The 19,196-nt window shown below is 59.5% G+C and carries 13 protein-coding genes; 6 read left to right on the forward strand and 7 right to left on the reverse strand.

The features are described 5' to 3' along the window. Positions 1 to 11: 11 nt before the first annotated feature. From alc to puuE, 3 genes are read right to left on the reverse strand one after another with little or no spacing between them, the layout of a single operon-like run. Positions 12 to 1,007 carry an allantoicase gene (alc, locus tag RYB66_RS22555; protein ID WP_316895491.1) on the reverse strand — a complete coding sequence of 332 codons (996 nt, stop codon included), beginning with the start codon at positions 1,005 to 1,007 and terminating at the stop codon, positions 12 to 14. 41 nt (positions 1,008 to 1,048) lie between these two features. Then, positions 1,049 to 1,564, reverse strand: a complete 516-nt coding sequence (gene uraD / locus RYB66_RS22560; RefSeq protein ID WP_057401051.1) for a 2-oxo-4-hydroxy-4-carboxy-5-ureidoimidazoline decarboxylase — start codon at positions 1,562 to 1,564, stop codon at positions 1,049 to 1,051. Next, on the reverse strand, positions 1,561 to 2,490 hold the full coding sequence (gene puuE / locus RYB66_RS22565; protein ID WP_316895496.1) for an allantoinase PuuE: 930 nt from the start codon (positions 2,488 to 2,490) through the stop codon (positions 1,561 to 1,563). The genes uraD and puuE overlap by 4 nt, the downstream gene beginning before the upstream one ends. Before the next feature lie 388 nt (positions 2,491 to 2,878). Between puuE and uraH the strand changes: the two genes are divergently transcribed. Both uraH and RYB66_RS22575 read left to right on the forward strand, forming a co-directional pair. After that, positions 2,879 to 3,232, forward strand: coding sequence for a hydroxyisourate hydrolase (uraH, locus tag RYB66_RS22570; RefSeq protein WP_002552802.1), 354 nt, complete (start codon positions 2,879 to 2,881; stop codon positions 3,230 to 3,232). 111 nt (positions 3,233 to 3,343) lie between these two features. Beyond that, positions 3,344 to 4,096 carry a GntR family transcriptional regulator gene (locus tag RYB66_RS22575; protein WP_002552803.1) on the forward strand — a complete coding sequence of 251 codons (753 nt, stop codon included), beginning with the start codon at positions 3,344 to 3,346 and terminating at the stop codon, positions 4,094 to 4,096. Between the two features lie 626 nt (positions 4,097 to 4,722). On the opposite strand, the gene guaD is transcribed toward RYB66_RS22575, so the two are convergent. The 4 genes from guaD to xdhA are packed head-to-tail and all read right to left on the reverse strand — an operon-like array spanning position 4,723 to position 10,856. Beyond that, the gene (gene guaD / locus RYB66_RS22580) at positions 4,723 to 6,036 is read right to left on the reverse strand and encodes a guanine deaminase (protein ID WP_117139966.1); all 1,314 of its coding nucleotides are present in this window, start codon (positions 6,034 to 6,036) and stop codon (positions 4,723 to 4,725) included. 17 nt (positions 6,037 to 6,053) lie between these two features. Continuing rightward, positions 6,054 to 6,893, reverse strand: coding sequence for a xanthine dehydrogenase accessory protein XdhC (gene xdhC / locus RYB66_RS22585; RefSeq protein ID WP_117139967.1), 840 nt, complete (start codon positions 6,891 to 6,893; stop codon positions 6,054 to 6,056). After that, positions 6,890 to 9,409: a xanthine dehydrogenase molybdopterin binding subunit gene (gene xdhB, locus RYB66_RS22590; protein WP_316895498.1), complete on the reverse strand. Its 2,520-nt coding sequence runs from the start codon at positions 9,407 to 9,409 to the stop codon at positions 6,890 to 6,892. Before xdhB ends, xdhC begins: the two co-directional genes overlap by 4 nt. Continuing rightward, on the reverse strand, positions 9,402 to 10,856 hold the full coding sequence (gene xdhA / locus RYB66_RS22595) for a xanthine dehydrogenase small subunit (protein WP_316895500.1): 1,455 nt from the start codon (positions 10,854 to 10,856) through the stop codon (positions 9,402 to 9,404). The genes xdhB and xdhA overlap by 8 nt, the downstream gene beginning before the upstream one ends. 276 nt (positions 10,857 to 11,132) lie before the next feature. On the opposite strand from xdhA, the gene RYB66_RS22600 reads away from it, so the two are divergent. From RYB66_RS22600 to ligA, 4 genes are all read left to right on the forward strand, one after another. Then, complete coding sequence (locus RYB66_RS22600) at positions 11,133 to 11,792, forward strand: GntR family transcriptional regulator (RefSeq protein ID WP_316895502.1); 660 nt, start codon at positions 11,133 to 11,135, stop codon at positions 11,790 to 11,792. Positions 11,793 to 11,796: 4 nt separating this feature from the next. After that, positions 11,797 to 15,285, forward strand: a complete 3,489-nt coding sequence (gene smc / locus RYB66_RS22605; RefSeq protein ID WP_005783108.1) for a chromosome segregation protein SMC — start codon at positions 11,797 to 11,799, stop codon at positions 15,283 to 15,285. 250 nt (positions 15,286 to 15,535) lie between these two features. Next, positions 15,536 to 16,405 (forward strand): cell division protein ZipA, encoded by an 870-nt coding sequence (gene zipA / locus RYB66_RS22610; protein ID WP_004665852.1) that lies wholly within the window; start codon positions 15,536 to 15,538, stop codon positions 16,403 to 16,405. Positions 16,406 to 16,534: 129 nt separating this feature from the next. Next, a complete protein-coding gene (gene ligA, locus RYB66_RS22615) occupies positions 16,535 to 18,898 on the forward strand; it encodes an NAD-dependent DNA ligase LigA (protein ID WP_316895504.1) in 2,364 nt (787 codons plus the stop codon). Positions 18,899 to 19,196: the final 298 nt, after the last annotated feature.

A 19,196-nucleotide genomic window follows, 5' to 3' on the forward strand; every position in this document is an offset into this window, starting at 1 on the left:
TTCACACGTTGTTACCTGGACACCTTGCCCAGCACTCGCAGGCGGCTCACGCCACCGTCAGGGAATACGTTCAGGCGGATGTGGGTGATCGGGCCGATCGCCTTGATCTGCTCGGCGAACTCGTGTTCGGCGTGCATGGTCAGCTTCTGGCTTGGTAGCAGTTCGCGCCAGAACAGGCTCCGGGTTTCGATCTGGCTGTCGGTACCGCCCTTGACGAAAGCACCCTGGATCGAGCAGCTGTCCGGGTAATTGCCCTTGAAGTGCAGGGTGTCGACAATGACTTTCTCGACTTCGCCCTTGTGCCCCAGCGCCACAATGACCCAGTCGTTGCCCGGTGTGCGACGGCGGGCGGTTTCCCAACCGTCGCCCATGTTCACGCCACGGCCGGGGTTGAGGATGTTGCTCATGCTGCCGTAGTGCTCGTCCGAGCAGGCAATCGACCGGCCACCGTTGAGTGCCGCCACCAAATCGATCTGCTCGTCTTCGCTGACTTTCGACCAGTCGCGATGCGGCACGCCGTAGACCCGCAGGCGCGCTACGCCGCCGTCCGGGTAGATATTGAAGCGCAGGTGGCTGAACGCCTGATCGTTGGTGATCTCGTGGTAATGATGGCTGTTGCCTTGCAGCTCCACAGACGGCAGCACTTCGGTCCAGGCGGTGTTTTCATCGGGTTCGCCAGAGGCCAGAAAGCACGCTTCCAGCGAAGCGGAAGGCGGAAAGTTGCCGGTGAAAAACGAGGTATCAATGTCTACACCCTTGATGGTGCCAGCTACACCGAGGCGGATCACTGCGCTGTCGTATCCTTCGAAACGCTTGCGGCGCGACTCCCAGCCGTCCATCCACTTGCCGTTGTCGTCGAACACGCCTTCTTTCCAGACCGCCGGGGTCGGCTGGAACAACCGGTTGGCATCTGCGAACCAGTCATCGGTGACCGAAAGGATTTTGGTGCCCAGGCGCGCGTCGGCCAGGTTCACGAACTTCTCGAACGGTGCGGCGTAAACTTTCATGCTTCTTGTCTGCCTTCTGAACAGGTTGATAACGGCGACGCTCAAAGCGCCTGTAGACGAAACAGTGCGATTTTGTTGATCTCGGCCAGGGCGCAAGCGAACTCGGCCTCGGGCGAGTGATGGATGCGTTGCTCGAACGCCGCCAGGATTTTATGTCTGTCGCTGCCCTTGACCGCCATGATGAACGGAAAGCCGAAACGTGCCTTGTAAGCCTCGTTCAACTCGGTAAAACGCTGAAACTCTTCAGGCGTGCAGTGGTGGATACCGGCGCCTGCCTGTTCATCGGTACTGGCCTGAGTCAGCTCACCCTGGATAGCCGCCTTGCCGGCCAGGTCCGGGTGGGCATTGATCAGCGCCAGCTGTTGCGCGTGAGGGGCACCGAGCAATAGTTTGCTCATGCGGGCGTGCAGGGCCTCGACCTGATCCAGTTCGGGGCCAGCGTCCTCGTCGAAGGCCTGCTGCGCGACCCAAGGCGAGTGTTCGTAGATGTCGGCAAAGGCTGCGATGAATGCGTCCCGGCCCAGGCTTGAAGGTGTCAGTGTTTTAAACGTGCTCATTGCTCGGCCTTGCCGGTAAACGGATGTTCAGTGTGCCAGTGCCTGGCGATATCGACACGTCGGGTAAACCATACCTGCTCATGGCCTTTGACGTACTCAATGAAACGCTTGAGCGCCGCCAGCCGGGCAGGGCGACCGATCAGGCGGCAATGCAGACCGATGGAAAGCATCTTCGGTTCGTCTTCGCCTTCGGCATACAGCACGTCGAACGCGTCCTTGAGGTACTGAAAGAATTGCTCGCCATTGTTGAAGCCCTGCACCTGGGTGAAGCGCATGTCGTTGGTGTCCAGCGTGTAGGGGATGACCAGATGCGGCTTGCCGGTGGGGTTGTTCGGCTCCCAGTACGGCAGGTCGTCGTCGTAGGTGTCGCAATCATAGAGAAAACCGCCTTCCTCCATCACCAGTCGCCGCGTATTGGGCCCGGTGCGCCCGGTGTACCAGCCCAGCGGCCGTTCGCCACTGATCTCGGTGAGGATCTGAATAGCCTGGCGCATGTGTTCACGCTCGTCGGCTTCTTCCATGTTCTGATAGTCGATCCAGCGATAACCGTGGCTGCAGATTTCGTGACCGTCGGCGACCATGGCGCGGATCACCTCGGGATGACGCTGCGCGGCCATGGCTACGGCGAAGATGGTCAGGGGAATATCGAACTGCTTGAACAGCCTGAGAATGCGCCAGACACCTGCGCGGCTGCCATATTCATACAGCGATTCCATGCTCATATTGCGCTGGCCCTGCAATGGCTGCGCAGCAACCATCTCGGACAGAAAGGCTTCTGATTCCTTGTCACCGTGCAGAATATTGCGCTCGCCACCTTCCTCGTAATTCAGCACGAATGACAAGGCAATGCGCGCGTTGCCCGGCCAGCGTGGATGAGGCGGGTTGTTGCCGTAACCGATCAGGTCGCGTGGGTAGTCAGCGCTCACTGCAAGCTTCCTTTTGTGCGTTATGTGCGTTAAGCCAGGTGCGGTGCGAATGGCAGACAAGGCACTGCAATGCGCAGATTGTATACAATTTTATTTTCGGCTTGTAACCCTGTAGGTTTCGTTACCGATTTGTGCCGGTTCAAATAAAGCAAGCAAGAAACCTGCCTGAGTGGTCAGCTAATCGAAAAAAATCTGATATTTTTCCTTTGCTTCCTTTCTTTTCAGGTAATTCGACGATTGGCGAGCAGCACAGGCGTCAGCTGCAATCCACTGAAGATTTTATTGTGTACAGGTTTTTGCGAAAGTGTCTTAATCGGTCGCAATCGCACCATGCAGAGCACTTCATTGGTGCACTGTTTCACCATCGCCGGATGTGAGGAGTGAAGTTTTGGGGAAATTGACCACACACGTGCTGGACGCTGCCCACGGTTGCCCAGGCAGTGCCATCCGCATTGAATTGTATCGGGTCGAAGGCCAGCAGCTTCTGCACGTTGTCAGCGCTGTCACCAACAGCGACGGACGTTGCGATGCGCCCCTGTTGCAGGGAGACACTTATCAGTCCGGGGTTTATCAACTGCACTTTCAGGCTGGCGATTATTACCGTGCGCGAGGCGTGGTATTGAATGAACCGGCCTTTCTCGATGAAGTGGTGCTGCGCTTTGGCATTGATGCAGGTCAGGAACACTTTCATGTACCGCTGTTAATCTCGCCGTACAGCTACTCGACGTATCGGGGCAGCTAAGTGCCTCTTGCCCGCCCCACACTGCGGGCCTTTTTTTGCGCGCGTTTCCGGTTTTGCCCTGTGTACAATGCGCCAGTCCCAACGCCGTAATCCATCTGCGCACGAGTGCCCATGAACGACCAGTCCCTGCCTCTCAAGAAACAGCCGCGCGGCACGACCAGCGCCAGCCGCAGCGTTACTCAGGACGATGTCGTTTACGAGCATATTTTCGATGCCATTCTGGAGCAGCGGCTGGCGCCGGGCACCAAATTGAGTGAAGAGGCGCTGGGCGAGATCTTTGGTGTCAGCCGCACCATCATTCGTCGCGCTCTATCGCGGTTGGGGCATGAAGGTGTGGTGCTGTTACGCCCTAATCGTGGCGCGGTGGTCGCCAGCCCCAGCGTCGAAGAGGCGCGCCAGGTATTTTTTGCCCGGCGCATGGTCGAGAAGGCAATCACTGAACTGGCAGTCGCGCACGCCACTGCCGAGCAACTGGCCGAACTGCGTCAGATGGTCAGCGACGAGCGCGACAGCTTTGCCCGCGGTGATCGAGGTGCAGGCATCCGTCTCTCTGGCGAATTCCATCTGCAACTGGCCGTAGCCGCCAGAAACGCGCCGCTGATCAGCTTCCAGCGCAGCCTGGTATCGCAGACTTCATTGATCATTGCCCAGTACGAAACCGGCAACCGCACACATTGTTCCTATGACGAACACACTCAGCTGATCGACGCTATCGAAGCGCGCGATGCGCCGCTCGCCGTCGAGTTGATGATGCATCACATGGACCACATTGACGGCAAGCTCAACCTCGACCAGGACAGTGCCTCGGACGATTTGCATGCGGTGTTCTCGCACGTCATGGGTCGGAAAAAGACCGGGCGTTGAGGCTGGATGAACAATTATCGTGCGACGCTCTGCGTCGCATGCCGTTCCGGACGCTCCGCGTCCTCTTGCGACGCAGAGCGTCGAGACCCGCATTCCCACGCGGAGCGTAGGGAACGATAACCTCAACTTCGTGCTGAAGCTTTGACCATCGTGCGACGCTCTGCGTCGCATGCCGTTCCGGACGCTCTGCGTCCTCTTGCGACGCAGAGCGTCGAGACCCGCATTCCCACGCGGAGCGTAGGGAACGATAACCTCAACTTCGTGCTGAAGCTTTGACTATCGTACGACGCTCTGCGTCGCATGCCGTTCTGGACGCTCCGCGTCCTCTTGCGACGCAGAGCGTCGAGACCCGCATTCCCACGCGGAGCGTAGGGAACGATAATCTCAACTCCGTGCTGAAGCTTTGACTATCGTGCGACGCTCCGCGTCGCATGCCGTTCCGGACGCTCTGCGTCCTCTCGACGACGCAGAGCGTCGAGACCCGCATTCCCACGCGAGCGTAGGGAACGATAACCTCAACTTCGTGCTGAAGCTTTGACTATCGTGCGACGCTCCGCGTCGCATGCCGTTCTGGACGCTCCGCGTCCTCTTGACGACGCAGAGCCTGCGTGAGCGTGAGGGACGATTTAGCCCCTGTCATGCACCAACCGCCCACCCGACCAAGTCTGCTTCACCGTCCGGTCATCACCAATCGTCATCAGCACAAACAGAATCTCTTCGATGTCTTTAGCCTGTTTCAACCGGTATGACAGCAGCGGGGTGGCGTTGTAGTCCAGCACCAGAAAGTCGGCTTCGTTGCCGGGCTTCAAGCTGCCGACCTTGTCTTCCAGTCGCAATGCGCGTGCGCCGCCCAATGTCGCCAGATAGAGCGACTTGAACGGATTGAGCCGTGCGCCCTGCATTTGCATGACCTTGTAAGCTTCGTTCAAGGTTTGCAGAATCGAAAAACTGGTGCCGCCGCCCACGTCGGTGCCCAGGCCTACATTCACCTTGTGCTTTTCGGCCATCGGCAGGTTGAACAGGCCGCTGCCCAGAAACAGGTTGGAGGTCGGGCAGAAGGCAATCGCCGAACCGGTCTGCGCCAGTCGTGCGCACTGTTCGTCGCACAAGTGCACGCCATGGGCGAACACCGAGCGCTCGCCGAGCAGGTTGAAGTGATCGTATACATCCAGGTAATGCTTGCGCTCGGGGAACAGCGCCTTGACCCACTCGATCTCCTGAAGGTTTTCGCTGATGTGGGTCTGCAGGTACAGGCCGGGATGCTCAGTAAGCAACTGCCCAGCTAGGCTCAATTGCTCCGGGCTGCTGGTCGGCGCGAATCGCGGGGTCACTGCGTAGCTCAAACGCCCTTTACCGTGCCAGCGCTCGATCAGCGCCTTGCTGTCGGCATACCCGGATTCTGGCGTATCAACCAGATAATCCGGCGCATTGCGGTCCATCATCACCTTGCCGGCGATCATGCGCAGATCGAGTGCCTGAGCCGCATTGAAAAACGCCTCGACCGATTCTTTATGCACGCTGCCGAACACCAGCGCTGTGGTCGTACCGTTGCGCAGCAGTTCCTTGATAAAGATGTCCGCCACTTGCGCTGAATGCTCGGGGTCGGCGAACTGGCTTTCGCAGGGGAAAGTGTAGGTGTTGAGCCAGTCCAGTAGTTGCTCGCCGTACGCGCCGATCATGCCGGTTTGCGGCAAGTGGATATGGGTGTCGATGAAGCCCGGAGTGATCAGTGCGTCCGGGTATTCGATAAGCTCGACATCGCTGTCGAGGCTATCGAGCAAATCGGCAGCAGGGCCCACTGAAATGATTTTGCCGTTTTCGACCTGCAACAGGCCATCGGCAAAATACTCATAAGACGCCTCTACTGCCACCTCCGCGGGGTCGGCAATGCTGTGAAGGATGGCGGCGCGGTAGGCTTTACGGCGGGAAACTGAACTCATGGCACTCTCGTTGTGACTCATTGCGACTGACTGCGGCGTGATGCGGGCAGCAGTCTGGCGATTGGTTCGGCATTGGCACTGTGCTGGCCAAAGCTTGCGTTGTAGGTGGCGATTATTTCGGCGGCGATGGACACCGCGATCTCGATAGGCAGCTTGCCTTTGACTTCCGCGAGGCCCATCGGGCAACGCATGCGTTGCAGCAGGCTGGCGTCGAAACCGCGTTCCCGCAAGCGATGTTCGAACTTGACGCGCTTGGTTTTCGAGCCGATCAGCCCGAAGTAAGCAAAGTCGCCGCGCTTGAGGATTGCAGCAGTCAGCTCAAGGTCCAGTTGATGGTTGTGGGTCATGACAATGCAGTAAGTGCCGACTGGCAACTGCGCGACCTCGTCGACCGGCTCTTCACTGACGATCTTCAACACGCCCTCGGGCATCGGCTCGGGGAATTCGTTCTCACGTGCATCGATCCAGCGCACCCGGCAGGGCAGGCTGGCCAGCAGTGGCACCAGCGCACGGCCAACATGACCGGCACCAAACACGGCGATTTGTGCGACTGGTTCGCCCATGGGTTCGAACAGCAGCACATTGACGCCGCCACAGCACTGACCGAGGCTTGCGCCGAGGTTGAAACGTTCCAGACGCGTCTGCCGGCTGCCGCTGGCCAGCATCTCACGGGCGATTTGCATGGCCTTGTACTCCAGGTGCCCGCCGCCGATGGTGTCGTGGATATGCTCGGCACAGACCACCATCTTCGAGCCGGCGTTGCGTGGCGTCGAGCCCAGCTCCTCGATGATGGTCACCAGAATGCCGGGTTCTCCACGGGCCTGTAGCTCGGCCAGGGCGCTGATCCAGTTGTTCATTTCTGCTCCAGGACAGAATGATCCAGGCCAGGCGCCTTCTCGAGCAAGCTCGCTCCCACGGGGGCATCCTGAATAGGTGAAGGCGAGCCTGGCGAAGCTTCACTTACCCGCGAAGGGGCGGAAACAATCGGCTCGGCACCTTCGCCGGATGCGCGACGCGCAGCGCTTTTCTGGCGCATCTGCTCACAGCCCCACAACACTTTTTCCGGAGTTGCAGGCGCGTCAATGTCCGGTTGATGGCGATAATCACCCAGGCTCGCCACAGCGTCCTTGATTGCGCACCAGGCCGCGATGCCGAGCATGAACGGTGGCTCGCCCACTGCCTTGGAGTGGAATACGGTGTCTTCCGGGTTCTTGCGGTTCTCCACCAGCTTGATGCGCAGATCAAGCGGCATGTCCGCCACCGCAGGGATCTTGTAGGACGCCGGGCCGCTGGTCATCAGCCTGCCCTTGTCGTTCCACACCAGTTCCTCGGTGGTCAGCCAGCCTGCGCCTTGAATGTAGCCGCCTTCGACCTGGCCGATATCGATGGCCGGGTTCAGCGAGGCACCGACGTCGTGCAGAATGTCGGTGCGCAACATCTTGTACTCGCCTGTCAGCGTGTCGACGATGACCTCGACGCATGCCGCACCAAACGCGTAGTAATAGAACGGTCGGCCACGCGCCTGGCTGCGGTCATAGAAAATCTTCGGCGTCTTGTAATAGCCGGTGCTGGACAACGAAACCTGGCCCATCCATGCCAACTGTGCCAGCTCGGCGAAGGGCAGGAAAATATCGCCGATCCGCACATGGCCGTTGCGAAACTCGACTTCTGTTTCTGCCACCTGATAGTGCCGGGCTGCGAACTCCACCAGCCGCCGCTTGAGGGTTTCAGCGGCATTCTGCGCGGCCTTGCCGTTCAGGTCGGTGCCGCTTGAGGCCGCAGTGGGCGAGGTGTTCGGCACCTTGTCAGTGTTGGTGGCGGTGATCTGAATACGGTCAATGTCCACCTGAAACACTTCAGCCACGACCTGCGCGACTTTGGTGTTCAAACCCTGGCCCATCTCGGTGCCGCCATGGTTCAGGTGGATGCTGCCGTCGGTGTAGATGTGAATCAGCGCGCCTGCCTGATTGAGGAAGCTGGCGGTAAAGGAAATGCCGAATTTGACCGGCGTCAGCGCCAGCCCTTTTTTCAGGATCGGGCTTCCGGCATTGAACGTGCGAATGGCTTCGCGGCGCTCGGCATACTGGCTGCTCTGTTCGAGGTCGGCGGTCATCTCTTCCAGCAGGTTGTGCTCGACCGTCTGGTAATAGTGCGTGACGTTACGCTCGGTCTTGCCGTAATAGTTGGCCTTGCGCACCGCCAGCGGGTCCTTGCCGAGGAAACGTGCGATGCAGTCCATGACCTCTTCGATGGCGACCATGCCTTGCGGGCCGCCAAAGCCACGGTAGGCCGTGTTGGACGCGGTGTGAGTCTTGCAGCGGTGGCCGTTGACCGTGGCTTCGCCCAGATAGTAGGCGTTGTCGGCGTGAAACATGGCGCGGTCGACAATCGACGCGGACAGGTCCGGCGAGTAGCCGCAGTTGCCTGCCAGATCCAGCTCTATACCCTGCAAACGACCCTCGCCGTCGAAGCCCACGTCGTACTCGATGTAGAACGGGTGGCGCTTGCCGGTCATCTGCATGTCTTCAAAACGTTGCAGGCGCATCTTGGTGGGCTGGCCGGTCAGCCGGGCAATCACGGCGCACAGGCAGGCCGGGCTCGCCGCCTGGATTTCCTTGCCGCCAAAGCCACCGCCCATGCGCCGCATGTCGACCACGATGCGGTTCATCGGCACGCCCAGCACCTCGGCCACCAGCTTCTGGATTTCCGTGGGGTTCTGGGTCGAGCAATAGACAATCATGCCGCCGTCTTCAGTCGGCATCACCGAGGATATCTGGGTTTCCAGATAAAAATGTTCCTGACCGCCGATGTGCAGGTTGCCCTGCAAACGGTGGGTTGCGCCTGCCAGCGCTGCGGCCGAATCGCCACGTTTGTGCGTGTGGCTGTCGAGCACAAAGTGTTTCTGACGCAGCGCTTGAACCACATCCAGCACCGGCTCCAGGTCCTCATATTCGATAATCGCCGCCATTGCCGCCTGCCGGGCAATGTCCAGATCGCGAGCAGCAACGGCAAGCACCGGTTGACCGACAAACTCCACCGTGTCGATGGCCAGCAACGGATCGCCGGGCAGCAACGGCCCGATGTCCTTCAGCCCCGGAATATCCTGATGAGTAATCGCAATGCGTACGCCGTCGAAGGCGTAGCAGGGCGAGGTGTCGATGCTGATGATTCGCGCGTGGGCACGGTCGGAAAGATGTGCATACACATGCAACTGATTGGGAAACTCCAGGCGATCATCGATATACACCGCTTCGCCGGACACATGCTTGTCGGCGCTGTCATGCTTGACGCTGCGACCGACGCCAGTGCTCAAGCCCTGCTGAAACACGGCGAGCATTTCGGCCTGGGTAATGGATGGAGAATGCTCAGACATAGTCAGTCACCCGCGTTGCGACGGCAGGTGTCTGCACTTCGATGAAATACTTGCGCAGCAGGTTCTGCGCGCTCAACAGGCGATATTCCTTGCTGGCACGGAAGTCCGAAAGCGGCGTGAAATCTTCGCTCAGTGCGGCGCAGGCCTGCTCAACGGTTTCATTGCTCCAGAGCTGACCGACCAGGGCTCGCTCGCAGGCCGCTGCGCGCTTCGGAATCGCCGCCATGCCGCCATACGCCACACGTGCCTCGCGGATCACGCCGTCTTCTATGGTCAGGCGGAATGCCGCACAGACCGCCGAAATGTCGTCATCCAGGCGTTTTGAAACTTTATAGGCACGAAAGGTCTGCAGTGGATTGGCGGTCGGCACGATGATCTTTTCGATGAACTCACTTTCCTGGCGAGCCGTGACCTTGTAGTCGATGAAGTAATCCTCCAGCGCCAGCGTGCGTTGGCTGTTGCCTTTGCGCAGCACGATCTGCGCGCCAAGGGCGATCAGCAGGGGCGGGGAGTCGCCAATCGGCGAGGCATTGCCGATATTGCCACCCAGCGTGCCCTGATTGCGGATTTGCAACGAGGCGAAGCGCTGCAGTAACTCGCCAAAGTCCGGGTATTCGGCCTTTAGTGCTGCATAACAATCGGTCAGCGGAGTGGCCGCGCCGATCTCCAGACGGTCGTTGAAACGCTTCACGCCCTTCATCTCGTCGATGTGTCCGACGTAAATCATCACCGGCAACTGTTTGTGAAATTGGGTGACTTCCAGCGCCAGATCAGTGCCGCCCGCCAGCAGACGGGCCTGCGGATGGCTGCCATAAAGGTCGGCCAGGTCTGCCACGGTCAGCGGAATGAAGCAGTTTTTTTCGCCGTCGCTCAGTGCTTCGGTCTGGGCCGGGGTGATTGCCCGCAGGCGCTCGACCGTCTCAGCCTGGCGCTGATCGAACTGATCCGGCTGGCGCTGGCTGCAAGACTGCTCGGCGGCGGCCAGAATAGGGCGATAACCGGTGCAGCGGCACAAATTGCCTGCCAACGCTTCGTGAGCCTGATGCGCGTTGGCGTCGGTGCTGTTCTTTTGCAGGGCAAACAGCGACATCACAAAGCCTGGGGTACAGAAGCCGCATTGCGAGCCGTGACATTCGACCATGGCCTGTTGCACGCTGTGCAACTGACCCTGGTGCTTGAGGTCTTCGACGCTGATCAATTGCTTGCCGTGCAGCGACGCCATGAACGTCAGGCACGAATTGAGACTGCGATAACGCAACGTTTGCTTGCCATCGGCGTCACTGTGCAACTCGCCAACCACGACGGTGCAGGCACCGCAGTCTCCGCTGGCACAACCTTCCTTGGTACCGGGCTTGTGTGCCTGCTCACGCAGGTAGGTCAGCACGGTCATGTTCGGATTCAGGCTGCGCTCGGTTTTTAGCTCTTGGTTCAAAAGGAACTGAATCACGGCGCAAAGCCCTCATATTTATTGTCATCAGACATGTCGATGAATCTATCAGCTCTGCTTATTGGGTCAATTTGTTTCTGACTTAAGAGTCAGGAAATTGAGTTTTTCAGCAATCTGCCGATCAGAGGCACACTGGTTCTTGAGTCGCCCATTGGGTTGTATTCAAGGTTTTGCGTATTTCGTGCCAGTTTCCGCGTCTATGGCCCTGCGCCATCCGTACCGGTTGCGCTACACTTCGCGGCTTGCATGCAGAACTGGTTTTTTTGAAGGATAGTCATGACGTTCAAGGCCCCGGACAGCCTCGCTGAGCAAATTGCTCATCATCTTGCCGAGCGGATCATTCGCGGTGAGCTCAAGCCTGGAGAGCGTATTCAGGAACAGAAAGTCACGCAGGCGTTGAACGTCAGCCGTGGTTCTGTGCGCGAAGCATTATTGATTCTGGAGCGCCGCCATTTGGTGGTGATCCTGCCGCGTCGGGGTGCACAGGTCACGGTGCTCAACGCGCATAACGTGACCAGCCTGTGTGGCCTGATGAGCGAGTTGTACATTCTGCTGGCCAATGCAGTGGTCGAGCGCTGGCGCACCGAGGATGATCTTGCGCCGTTCTTGCAGATACAGCAGCGTCTGCAGGTCAGCTTCGAGCAGCAGGACGTCAAGGCATTTGTCGAAGAGAGCTTCAATGTCATGCGCGCGGCCTATCCGTTCGCCAGCAACCCGTACCTCGAAGAAACGGTCGAGAACCTGCAGCCGTCCATGAGCCGCAGCTATTTCCTCGCGATCGAGCAACGCAAGGCCGATATGGGCGACTACCTGGCGCTGTTCGACGAGTTGCTTGGCGCGGTGATCGCGCGGGATCTGCCGAAAATTCGTGCTGTGCTGATCGCCTACTGTCAGCGCAGCTGTCAGCTGGTGCTGGCCGCCCTGGCAGCGGACTGACGCCATGCGCCTGAAGTGCATCAAGCTGGCAGGGTTCAAGTCGTTCGTCGATCCCACCACGGTGAACTTCCCCAGTAACATGGCGGCCGTTGTCGGCCCCAATGGCTGTGGCAAATCCAACATCATCGACGCCGTGCGCTGGGTCATGGGCGAAAGCTCGGCCAAGAACCTGCGCGGCGAGTCGATGACCGACGTCATCTTCAACGGCTCCACCAGCCGTAAACCGGTCAGCCAGGCCAGCATCGAGCTGGTGTTCGATAACTCCGACGGCACCCTGGTTGGCGAGTACGCGGCGTATGCGGAAATCTCCATTCGCCGCAAAGTGACGCGCGACAGCCAGAACAGCTACTACCTCAACGGCACCAAATGCCGCCGTCGCGACATTACCGACATCTTCCTTGGCACCGGCCTGGGGCCGCGCAGCTATTCGATCATCGAGCAGGGCATGATCTCCAAGCTGATCGAAGCCAAGCCGGAAGACCTGCGCAACTTTATCGAAGAAGCCGCCGGGATCTCCAAATACAAGGAGCGCCGTCGGGAAACCGAAAACCGTATTCGCCGCACCCACGAGAACCTGGCGCGCCTGACTGATCTTCGGGAAGAACTCGAGCGTCAGTTGGAGCGTCTGCACCGGCAGGCCCAGGCCGCCGAGAAGTATCAGGAATACAAGGCCGAAGAACGCCAGTTGAAGGCGCAACTGTCGGCTCTGCGCTGGCAGGCGTTGAATGATCTGGTGGGGCAGCGCGAGGCAGTGATCGGCAATCAGGAGATCGGTTTTGAAGCGCTGGTGGCTGATCAGCGCAGCGCCGATGCCAGCATCGAAAGGCTGCGCGACGGCCATCATGATCTGTCCGAACGCTTCAACCTGGTGCAGGGCCGTTTTTATTCGGTCGGTGGCGACATCGCCCGCGTCGAGCAGAGCATCCAGCACGGTCAGCAGCGGCTGCGTCAATTGCAGGACGACCTGCGCGAAGCAGAGCGCGCCCGCCAGGAAACCGAATCCCATCTCGGCCACGACACCACCTTGCTTGCCACCCTGGGCGAAGAGCTGGAGATGCTTGAGCCCGAGCAGGAAATGACCAGCGCGGCCGCCGAAGAGTCGGCCATTGCCCTGGAAGACGCCGAAGCGGCCATGCAGGGCTGGCAGGAGAAGTGGGACGTCTTCAATCAGCAATCCGCCGAGCCACAGCGCCAGGCGCAGGTCCAGCAGTCGCGCATTCAGCAACTTGAACAAAGCATCGAACGCCTGGCCGAACGCCAGCGGCGTCTGGCCGAAGAGCGTCAGTTGCTGGCCGCCGATCCTGAAGATGCGGCCATTCTGGAACTGAGCGAAGACCTCGCCACCCGTGACATGACCCTTGAAGAGCTGCACGCAGGCGAAGAGCAGGCGGTCGAGCGTCTTGAGCAATTGCGTGAAGCTCTGCAGCAGGCCAGTCAGGCGCAACAGCAGGCGCAGGGCGAGCTGCAACGTCTCAACGGGCGTTTGGCTTCCCTGGAAGCGCTGCAACAGGCGGCACTTGACCCGGACACCGGCACCGCCGAATGGCTGCGCGATCAGCAACTGGCCGAGCGCCCGCGTCTGGCCGAGGGGCTGAGTGTCGAAGCGGGCTGGGAGCTGGCGGTGGAGACCGTGCTCGGCGCGGATTTGCAGGCTGTGCTGGTGGATGACTTCGACGCGCTTGATCTGGCGAACTTCCAGCAGGGCGATCTGCGCTTGCTCAGCGCCGGTGCCGATACAGTGCGGGTGCCTGGCAGCCTGCTGGAGAAAGTGGACAGTACGGTTGATCTGTCCGCCTGGCTGGGCCAGGTGATTCCGGTCGAGGATCTGGACGAAGCGCTGGCGCGACGTGCGCAACTCAGCGCCGGACAAAGCCTGATCAGCCGTGACGGCTATTGGGTCGGGCGGCACTTTTTACGTGTGCGACGTGCCAGCGAGGCGCAGAGTGGCGTGCTGGCGCGGGGGCAGGAGTTGCAAAGGCTGGGCCTGGAGCGTGATGAGCGCGAAGCGACGCTGGCTACGCTTGAAGAGCAATTGCTGGTGCTGCGCGAGCAACAATCGCAGCAGGAAGAAGCCCGCGAGCAACTGCGCCGCCGCGTGCAGGACGAAACCCGTCAGCAAAGCGAGTTGAAGGCGCAACTGTCGGCGGTCAGGGTGAAGGTCGAGCAGTTGACCCTGCGTCGTACTCGTCTGGACGAAGAGCTGGCCGAGCTGGGCGAGCAACGCGCTGTCGAGCACGAGCACCTCGGCGAATCGCGCCTGCAATTGCAGGATGCACTGGACAGCATGGCGCAGGATACCGAACAGCGCGAAGTGCTTCAGGCGCAGCGTGATGCGCTGCGTGAGCGTCTGGATAGGATTCGCCAGGATGCTCGGCAGCACAAGGATCACAGTCATCAACTGGCGGTGCGTCTGGGCTCGCTCAAGGCGCAGTACGATTCGACGCGTCAGGCGCTGGAGCGCCTGCGCATGCAGTCCGAAAGGCTGACCGAAAAACGCGAGCAACTGAGTCTGAATCTGGAGGAGGGCGAGGCACCGCTTGAAGAGCTGCGCCTCAAGCTTGAAGAGCTGCTGGAGCGGCGAATGGTGGTCGATGATGAAATGCGCATCGCCAAGAACGCCCTCGAAGACGCTGACCGCGAATTGCGTGAAGCCGAAAAGCGCCGGACCCAGGCCGAACAGCAGTCGCAACTGCTGCGCGGTCAGCTTGAGCAGCAACGTCTGGAATGGCAGTCGCTGACGGTGCGCCGCACGGCGTTGCAGGACCAATTGCACGAGGACGGCTACGACCTGCACGGCGTGCTCGCCACGTTGACCCCTGATGCCAGCGAGCAGGCGGCCGAGCAGCAACTGGAGAGCATCGCCGGGCGTATTCAGCGTCTGGGGGCGATCAACCTTGCCGCCATTGACGAGTACCAGCAGCAATCCGAACGCAAGCGTTATCTGGATGCGCAGGATGCTGATCTGGTGGAAGCACTCGACACGTTGGAAAACGTCATCCGCAAGATCGATAAAGAAACCCGAAACCGCTTCAAAGATACCTTCGATCAGATAAATAGCGGAATTCAGGCACTTTTCCCAAAAGTTTTCGGTGGTGGCTCCGCTTATTTGGAACTGACGGGCGAAGATTTACTCGATACAGGGGTGACAATCATGGCGCGCCCTCCCGGCAAGAAGAACAGCACCATTCATCTGCTGTCGGGTGGGGAAAAAGCCTTGACTGCACTGGCGCTGGTTTTTGCCATTTTCAAACTCAATCCTGCGCCGTTTTGCATGCTTGATGAGGTGGATGCGCCGCTGGATGACGCCAACGTGGGTCGCTATGCGCGGTTAGTGAAAGAAATGTCACAAACTGTTCAGTTCATCTACATCACCCACAACAAGATCGCCATGGAAATGGCTGACCAATTGATGGGTGTGACGATGCATGAACCAGGCTGTTCGCGGCTGGTAGCGGTGGATGTAGAGCAAGCGATGGCGCTGGTGGACGCCTGAGTTCGGGCCTGATTCAGCGGCGAAATGGCTGCGTAAGCGCCTGAAAATGTGACGGTTGTGTGATAGATGGCACTTTGGGCGGCGAAGAGACGTAACGGACGGTGTAAAGTTGCCTTTGGTCGTGCTAGTTTAGTGACCACTTTTTATTTTCGCGTGGGCAAATTGCCAGTCAGAACATAGACTTGGCACCACGTATTAAAGGGGTTTAGGCCCTTATTTTCAGATTTCTTCATTAGAGGCACTGGATTACATGGAAATCGGTCTGCGCGAGTGGCTGATCGTCATCGGCATAATAGTCATTGCCGGTATTCTCTTTGATGGCTGGCGCCGTATGCGCGGCAGCAAAGGTAAATTGAAATTCAGGCTGGATCGAAGCTTCTCCAATCTTCCGGATGAGGAGGAAACCACGTCGGCCGAAGTGCTCGGGCCGCCCCGTGTGCTGGACACCCACAAGGAACCGCAACTCGATGAGCATGATTTGCCATCGATGAGCGCCAGCCCGCGTGAGGGCAAGCGCAGCAACAGTGACAAGCGTGGCAACAGCGACAAGAAGCGCAAGGATGAACCGCAGCAGGGTGACCTGAATCTGGATCTGGACGGCCCGAGCTTGTTCACGGGGCGTGACGATGACTTCCCGGACGACAAGCCTGCCCAGCGCATCACTGAGGACAAGGACCTGCCTCCGGTTGAGGAAGTGCTGGTCATCAGCGTGATTTCGCGCAGTGAAGGCGGCTTCAAGGGCCCTGCGTTGTTGCAGAACATTCTGGAAAGCGGTCTGCGTTTTGGCGAGATGGATATTTTCCACCGTCACGAAAGCATGGCAGGCAACGGCGAAGTGCTGTTCTCGATGGCCAATGCGGTCAAGCCCGGCGTGTTCGATCTGGACGATATCGACCATTTCAGTACCCGTGCCGTGAGCTTCTTCCTTGGTTTGCCAGGCCCGCGTCATCCCAAGCAGGCCTTCGACGTCATGGTTGCCGCAGCCCGCAAGCTGGCCCATGAACTGGATGGCGAACTGAAAGATGACCAGCGCAGCGTCATGACCGCGCAAACCATCGAGCATTACCGTCAGCGCATCGTGGAATTCGAGCGCCGTGCGTTGACCCAGCGTCGCGGTTAAGCGAATCCTTGTCCACTTCCCGATCAAGAGCATGCTCCGGCGCGCTTTTTCGGGGATTGGGCTTGAACAGATCAGAGCCAACAGATTGAGCAGCCTCGGCTGCTCTTTTGCTTTTTGAGAGAACACCGTATGAAGGCCGTCGAAACCCGAATCCTGGAACTGCGTGCAGAGCTGGATGAGCACAACTACCGCTATCACGTGCTGGATGAGCCCAGCATCCCGGATGTCGAGTACGACCGCCTGTTTCACGAACTCAAGGCCCTTGAGGCAGAAAACCCGCATCTGGTCACGCCGGATTCGCCGACGCAACGGGTCGGCAGTGCCGCTTTGTCGGCGTTCACCCAGGTGCGGCACGAAATGCCGATGCTCAGCCTGGGTAACGCTTTCGAAGAAAGCGACATGCTCGAGTTTGACCGGCGGGTAACCGAAGGGCTGGATTTGCCTGCCGGGGACCTGTTTGGTGCGGGCAGCAAGGTGCAGTACAGCTGCGAGCCCAAGCTGGACGGTCTGGCAGTCAGCCTGCTGTATCGCGATGGTGCGCTGGTACGCGGTGCGACGCGTGGGGACGGGACCACCGGCGAGGACATCAGCGTCAATGTACGCACCGTGCGCAACATCCCGCTCAAGCTGAAAGGCAAGGGCTGGCCGGATGTGCTGGAAGTGCGCGGCGAAGTATTCATGTCCAAGGCAGGTTTCGAGCGGCTCAACGCCAGCCAGCTGGAAATCGGCGGCAAAACCTTCGCCAACCCGCGCAATGCAGCGGCGGGCAGCCTGCGCCAACTGGACTCGAAAATAACTGCCAATCGTCCGCTGGAATTCTGCTGCTATGGCCTGGGGCAGACTTCGGCGGAAATCGCCGACACTCACATCGGCGTGCTTGAAACGTTGAAAAAATGGGGGATGCCGGTCAGTCGCGAGCTGAAGCTGGCGAATGGCGTCGAGGAGTGTCTGGACTATTACCGCGATATCGGTGAGCGGCGCCTGACGCTGAGCTACGAGATCGACGGTGTGGTGTTCAAGGTCAACAACCTGGCTGCGCAGCGCGAACTGGGCTTTCGCGCCCGCGAGCCACGCTGGGCGATCGCCCATAAATTCCCGGCCATGGAAGAGCTGACCGAGTTGCTGGATGTCGAGTTCCAGGTAGGCCGTACCGGTGCGGTAACGCCGGTCGCGCGCCTCAAGCCAGTCAAGGTGGCTGGTGTCATGGTCGCCAACGCCACGCTGCACAACATGGATGAAGTGGCGCGGCTCGGCTTGATGATTGGCGACACGTTGATCATCCGTCGTGCCGGTGACGTGATTCCGCAGGTGGTGCAGGTTGTCGTCGAGCGCCGTCCTGAAAGCGCAAGGCCGGTCCAGGTACCACAGACCTGTCCGGTATGCGGCTCGCATGTCGAGCGCACGCAGTTGATCAAACGCAGCAAGGGCAAGGAAACCATCACCGAAGGTGCGGTGTATCGCTGCGTCGGGCGTTTGGCCTGCGGTGCGCAACTCAAACAGGCGATCATCCACTATGTGTCACGTCGTGCGATGGACATTGAAGGGTTGGGAGACAAGACCATCGAGCAACTGGTCGATGAAAAACTCATTGGCTCGCCCGCCGACCTGTACAAGTTGAAATACGAACAAATCATCGACCTGGAAGGCTTTGCCGAAATTTCCAGCAACAAGCTGCTCAAGGCGATTGCCGACAGCCGACAGCCGACCCTGGCGCGCTTCATCTATGCCCTGGGCATTCCCGATGTGGGCGAGGAGACGGCCAAGGTGCTGGCGCGTTCGCTGGCGTCCCTGGACCGAGTCAAACAGGCATTGCCGGAAGTCCTGACGTACCTGCCCGATGTCGGTCTGGAAGTCGCCTACGAAATTCACAGCTTCTTCGAAGACGAGCACAACCGTAACGTCATTGATGCGCTGTTGGGCGAATGTGGACTGAAATTGCAGGACCAGGGCGAGTTGGGTGCCGAGTTTGCGGCCAGCACTACGCTCGAAGGGCTGATCGACAAATTACATATCCCGTCGGTAGGGCCGGGCGCTGCACAGAAACTGGCTGACAGGTTCGGCACGCTGGAGGCCATCATCAGCGCCGATTGGCTGGACATGCGCCAGACGCTGCCGGAGAAGCAGGCCAAATCGGTCCGTGATTTCTTCGACGACAGCGCACATGCCGAGCGTGCCCGCGCCATAGAAGCCCAGCTCAAAGACTTCGGCATGCACTGGCGCAGCGAGAAAAAAACCGTCGAAGGCTTGCCGCTGGCCGGGCAGACCTGGGTACTGACGGGGTCGCTGGAACGCATGAGTCGCGACGTCGCCAAGGAAAAACTCGAAAGCCTTGGTGCCAAAGTCTCCGGCTCGGTCTCGGCCAAGACCCACACCGTGGTTGCAGGCCCCGGTGCAGGCTCGAAACTGACCAAGGCCAACGAGCTGGGGCTGACCGTACTGGACGAAGATGCGCTGCTCAAACGCCTGACCGAACTGGGCGTGACGGTTGACTGAGGCAGGCCGACGCTCCACTTGATTATCGTGCGCTCCGCCTCGCATGCCGTTCTGGACGCTCTGCGTCCGATCTTGAATGTGATGGTGCGGCGTAGATCTGTGACGCAGAGCGTCACGCACGGCATTCCCACGCTGGAGCGTGCGGAACGATAATCCCAACTACCGTGCGATGCTCTGCTTAGGCATGTCTTGATTATCGTGCGACGCTCCGCGTCGCATGCCGTTCTGGACGCTCTGCGTCCGGTCTTGAATGTGTGGTGCGGCGTAGATCTGTGACGCAGAGCGTCACGCACGGCAT

The sequence above is a fragment of the Pseudomonas syringae group sp. 243L2 genome, assembly GCF_032587875.1.
Taxonomy (GTDB): domain Bacteria; phylum Pseudomonadota; class Gammaproteobacteria; order Pseudomonadales; family Pseudomonadaceae; genus Aquipseudomonas; species Aquipseudomonas amygdali.

Coding starts and splice junctions, on each gene's coding strand:
- RYB66_RS22575 (WP_002552803.1), top strand. CDS start 3,344: ATGAACGACCAGTCCCTGCCTCTCAAGAAACAGCCGCGCGGCACGACC.
- xdhB (WP_316895498.1), bottom strand. CDS start 9,409: ATGTCTGAGCATTCTCCATCCATTACCCAGGCCGAAATGCTCGCCGTG.
- ligA (WP_316895504.1), top strand. CDS start 16,535: ATGAAGGCCGTCGAAACCCGAATCCTGGAACTGCGTGCAGAGCTGGAT.
- uraD (WP_057401051.1), bottom strand. CDS start 1,564: ATGAGCACGTTTAAAACACTGACACCTTCAAGCCTGGGCCGGGACGCA.
- zipA (WP_004665852.1), top strand. CDS start 15,536: ATGGAAATCGGTCTGCGCGAGTGGCTGATCGTCATCGGCATAATAGTC.
- xdhC (WP_117139967.1), bottom strand. CDS start 6,893: ATGAACAACTGGATCAGCGCCCTGGCCGAGCTACAGGCCCGTGGAGAA.
- alc (WP_316895491.1), bottom strand. CDS start 1,007: ATGAAAGTTTACGCCGCACCGTTCGAGAAGTTCGTGAACCTGGCCGAC.
- guaD (WP_117139966.1), bottom strand. CDS start 6,036: ATGAGTTCAGTTTCCCGCCGTAAAGCCTACCGCGCCGCCATCCTTCAC.
- RYB66_RS22600 (WP_316895502.1), top strand. CDS start 11,133: ATGACGTTCAAGGCCCCGGACAGCCTCGCTGAGCAAATTGCTCATCAT.
- smc (WP_005783108.1), top strand. CDS start 11,797: ATGCGCCTGAAGTGCATCAAGCTGGCAGGGTTCAAGTCGTTCGTCGAT.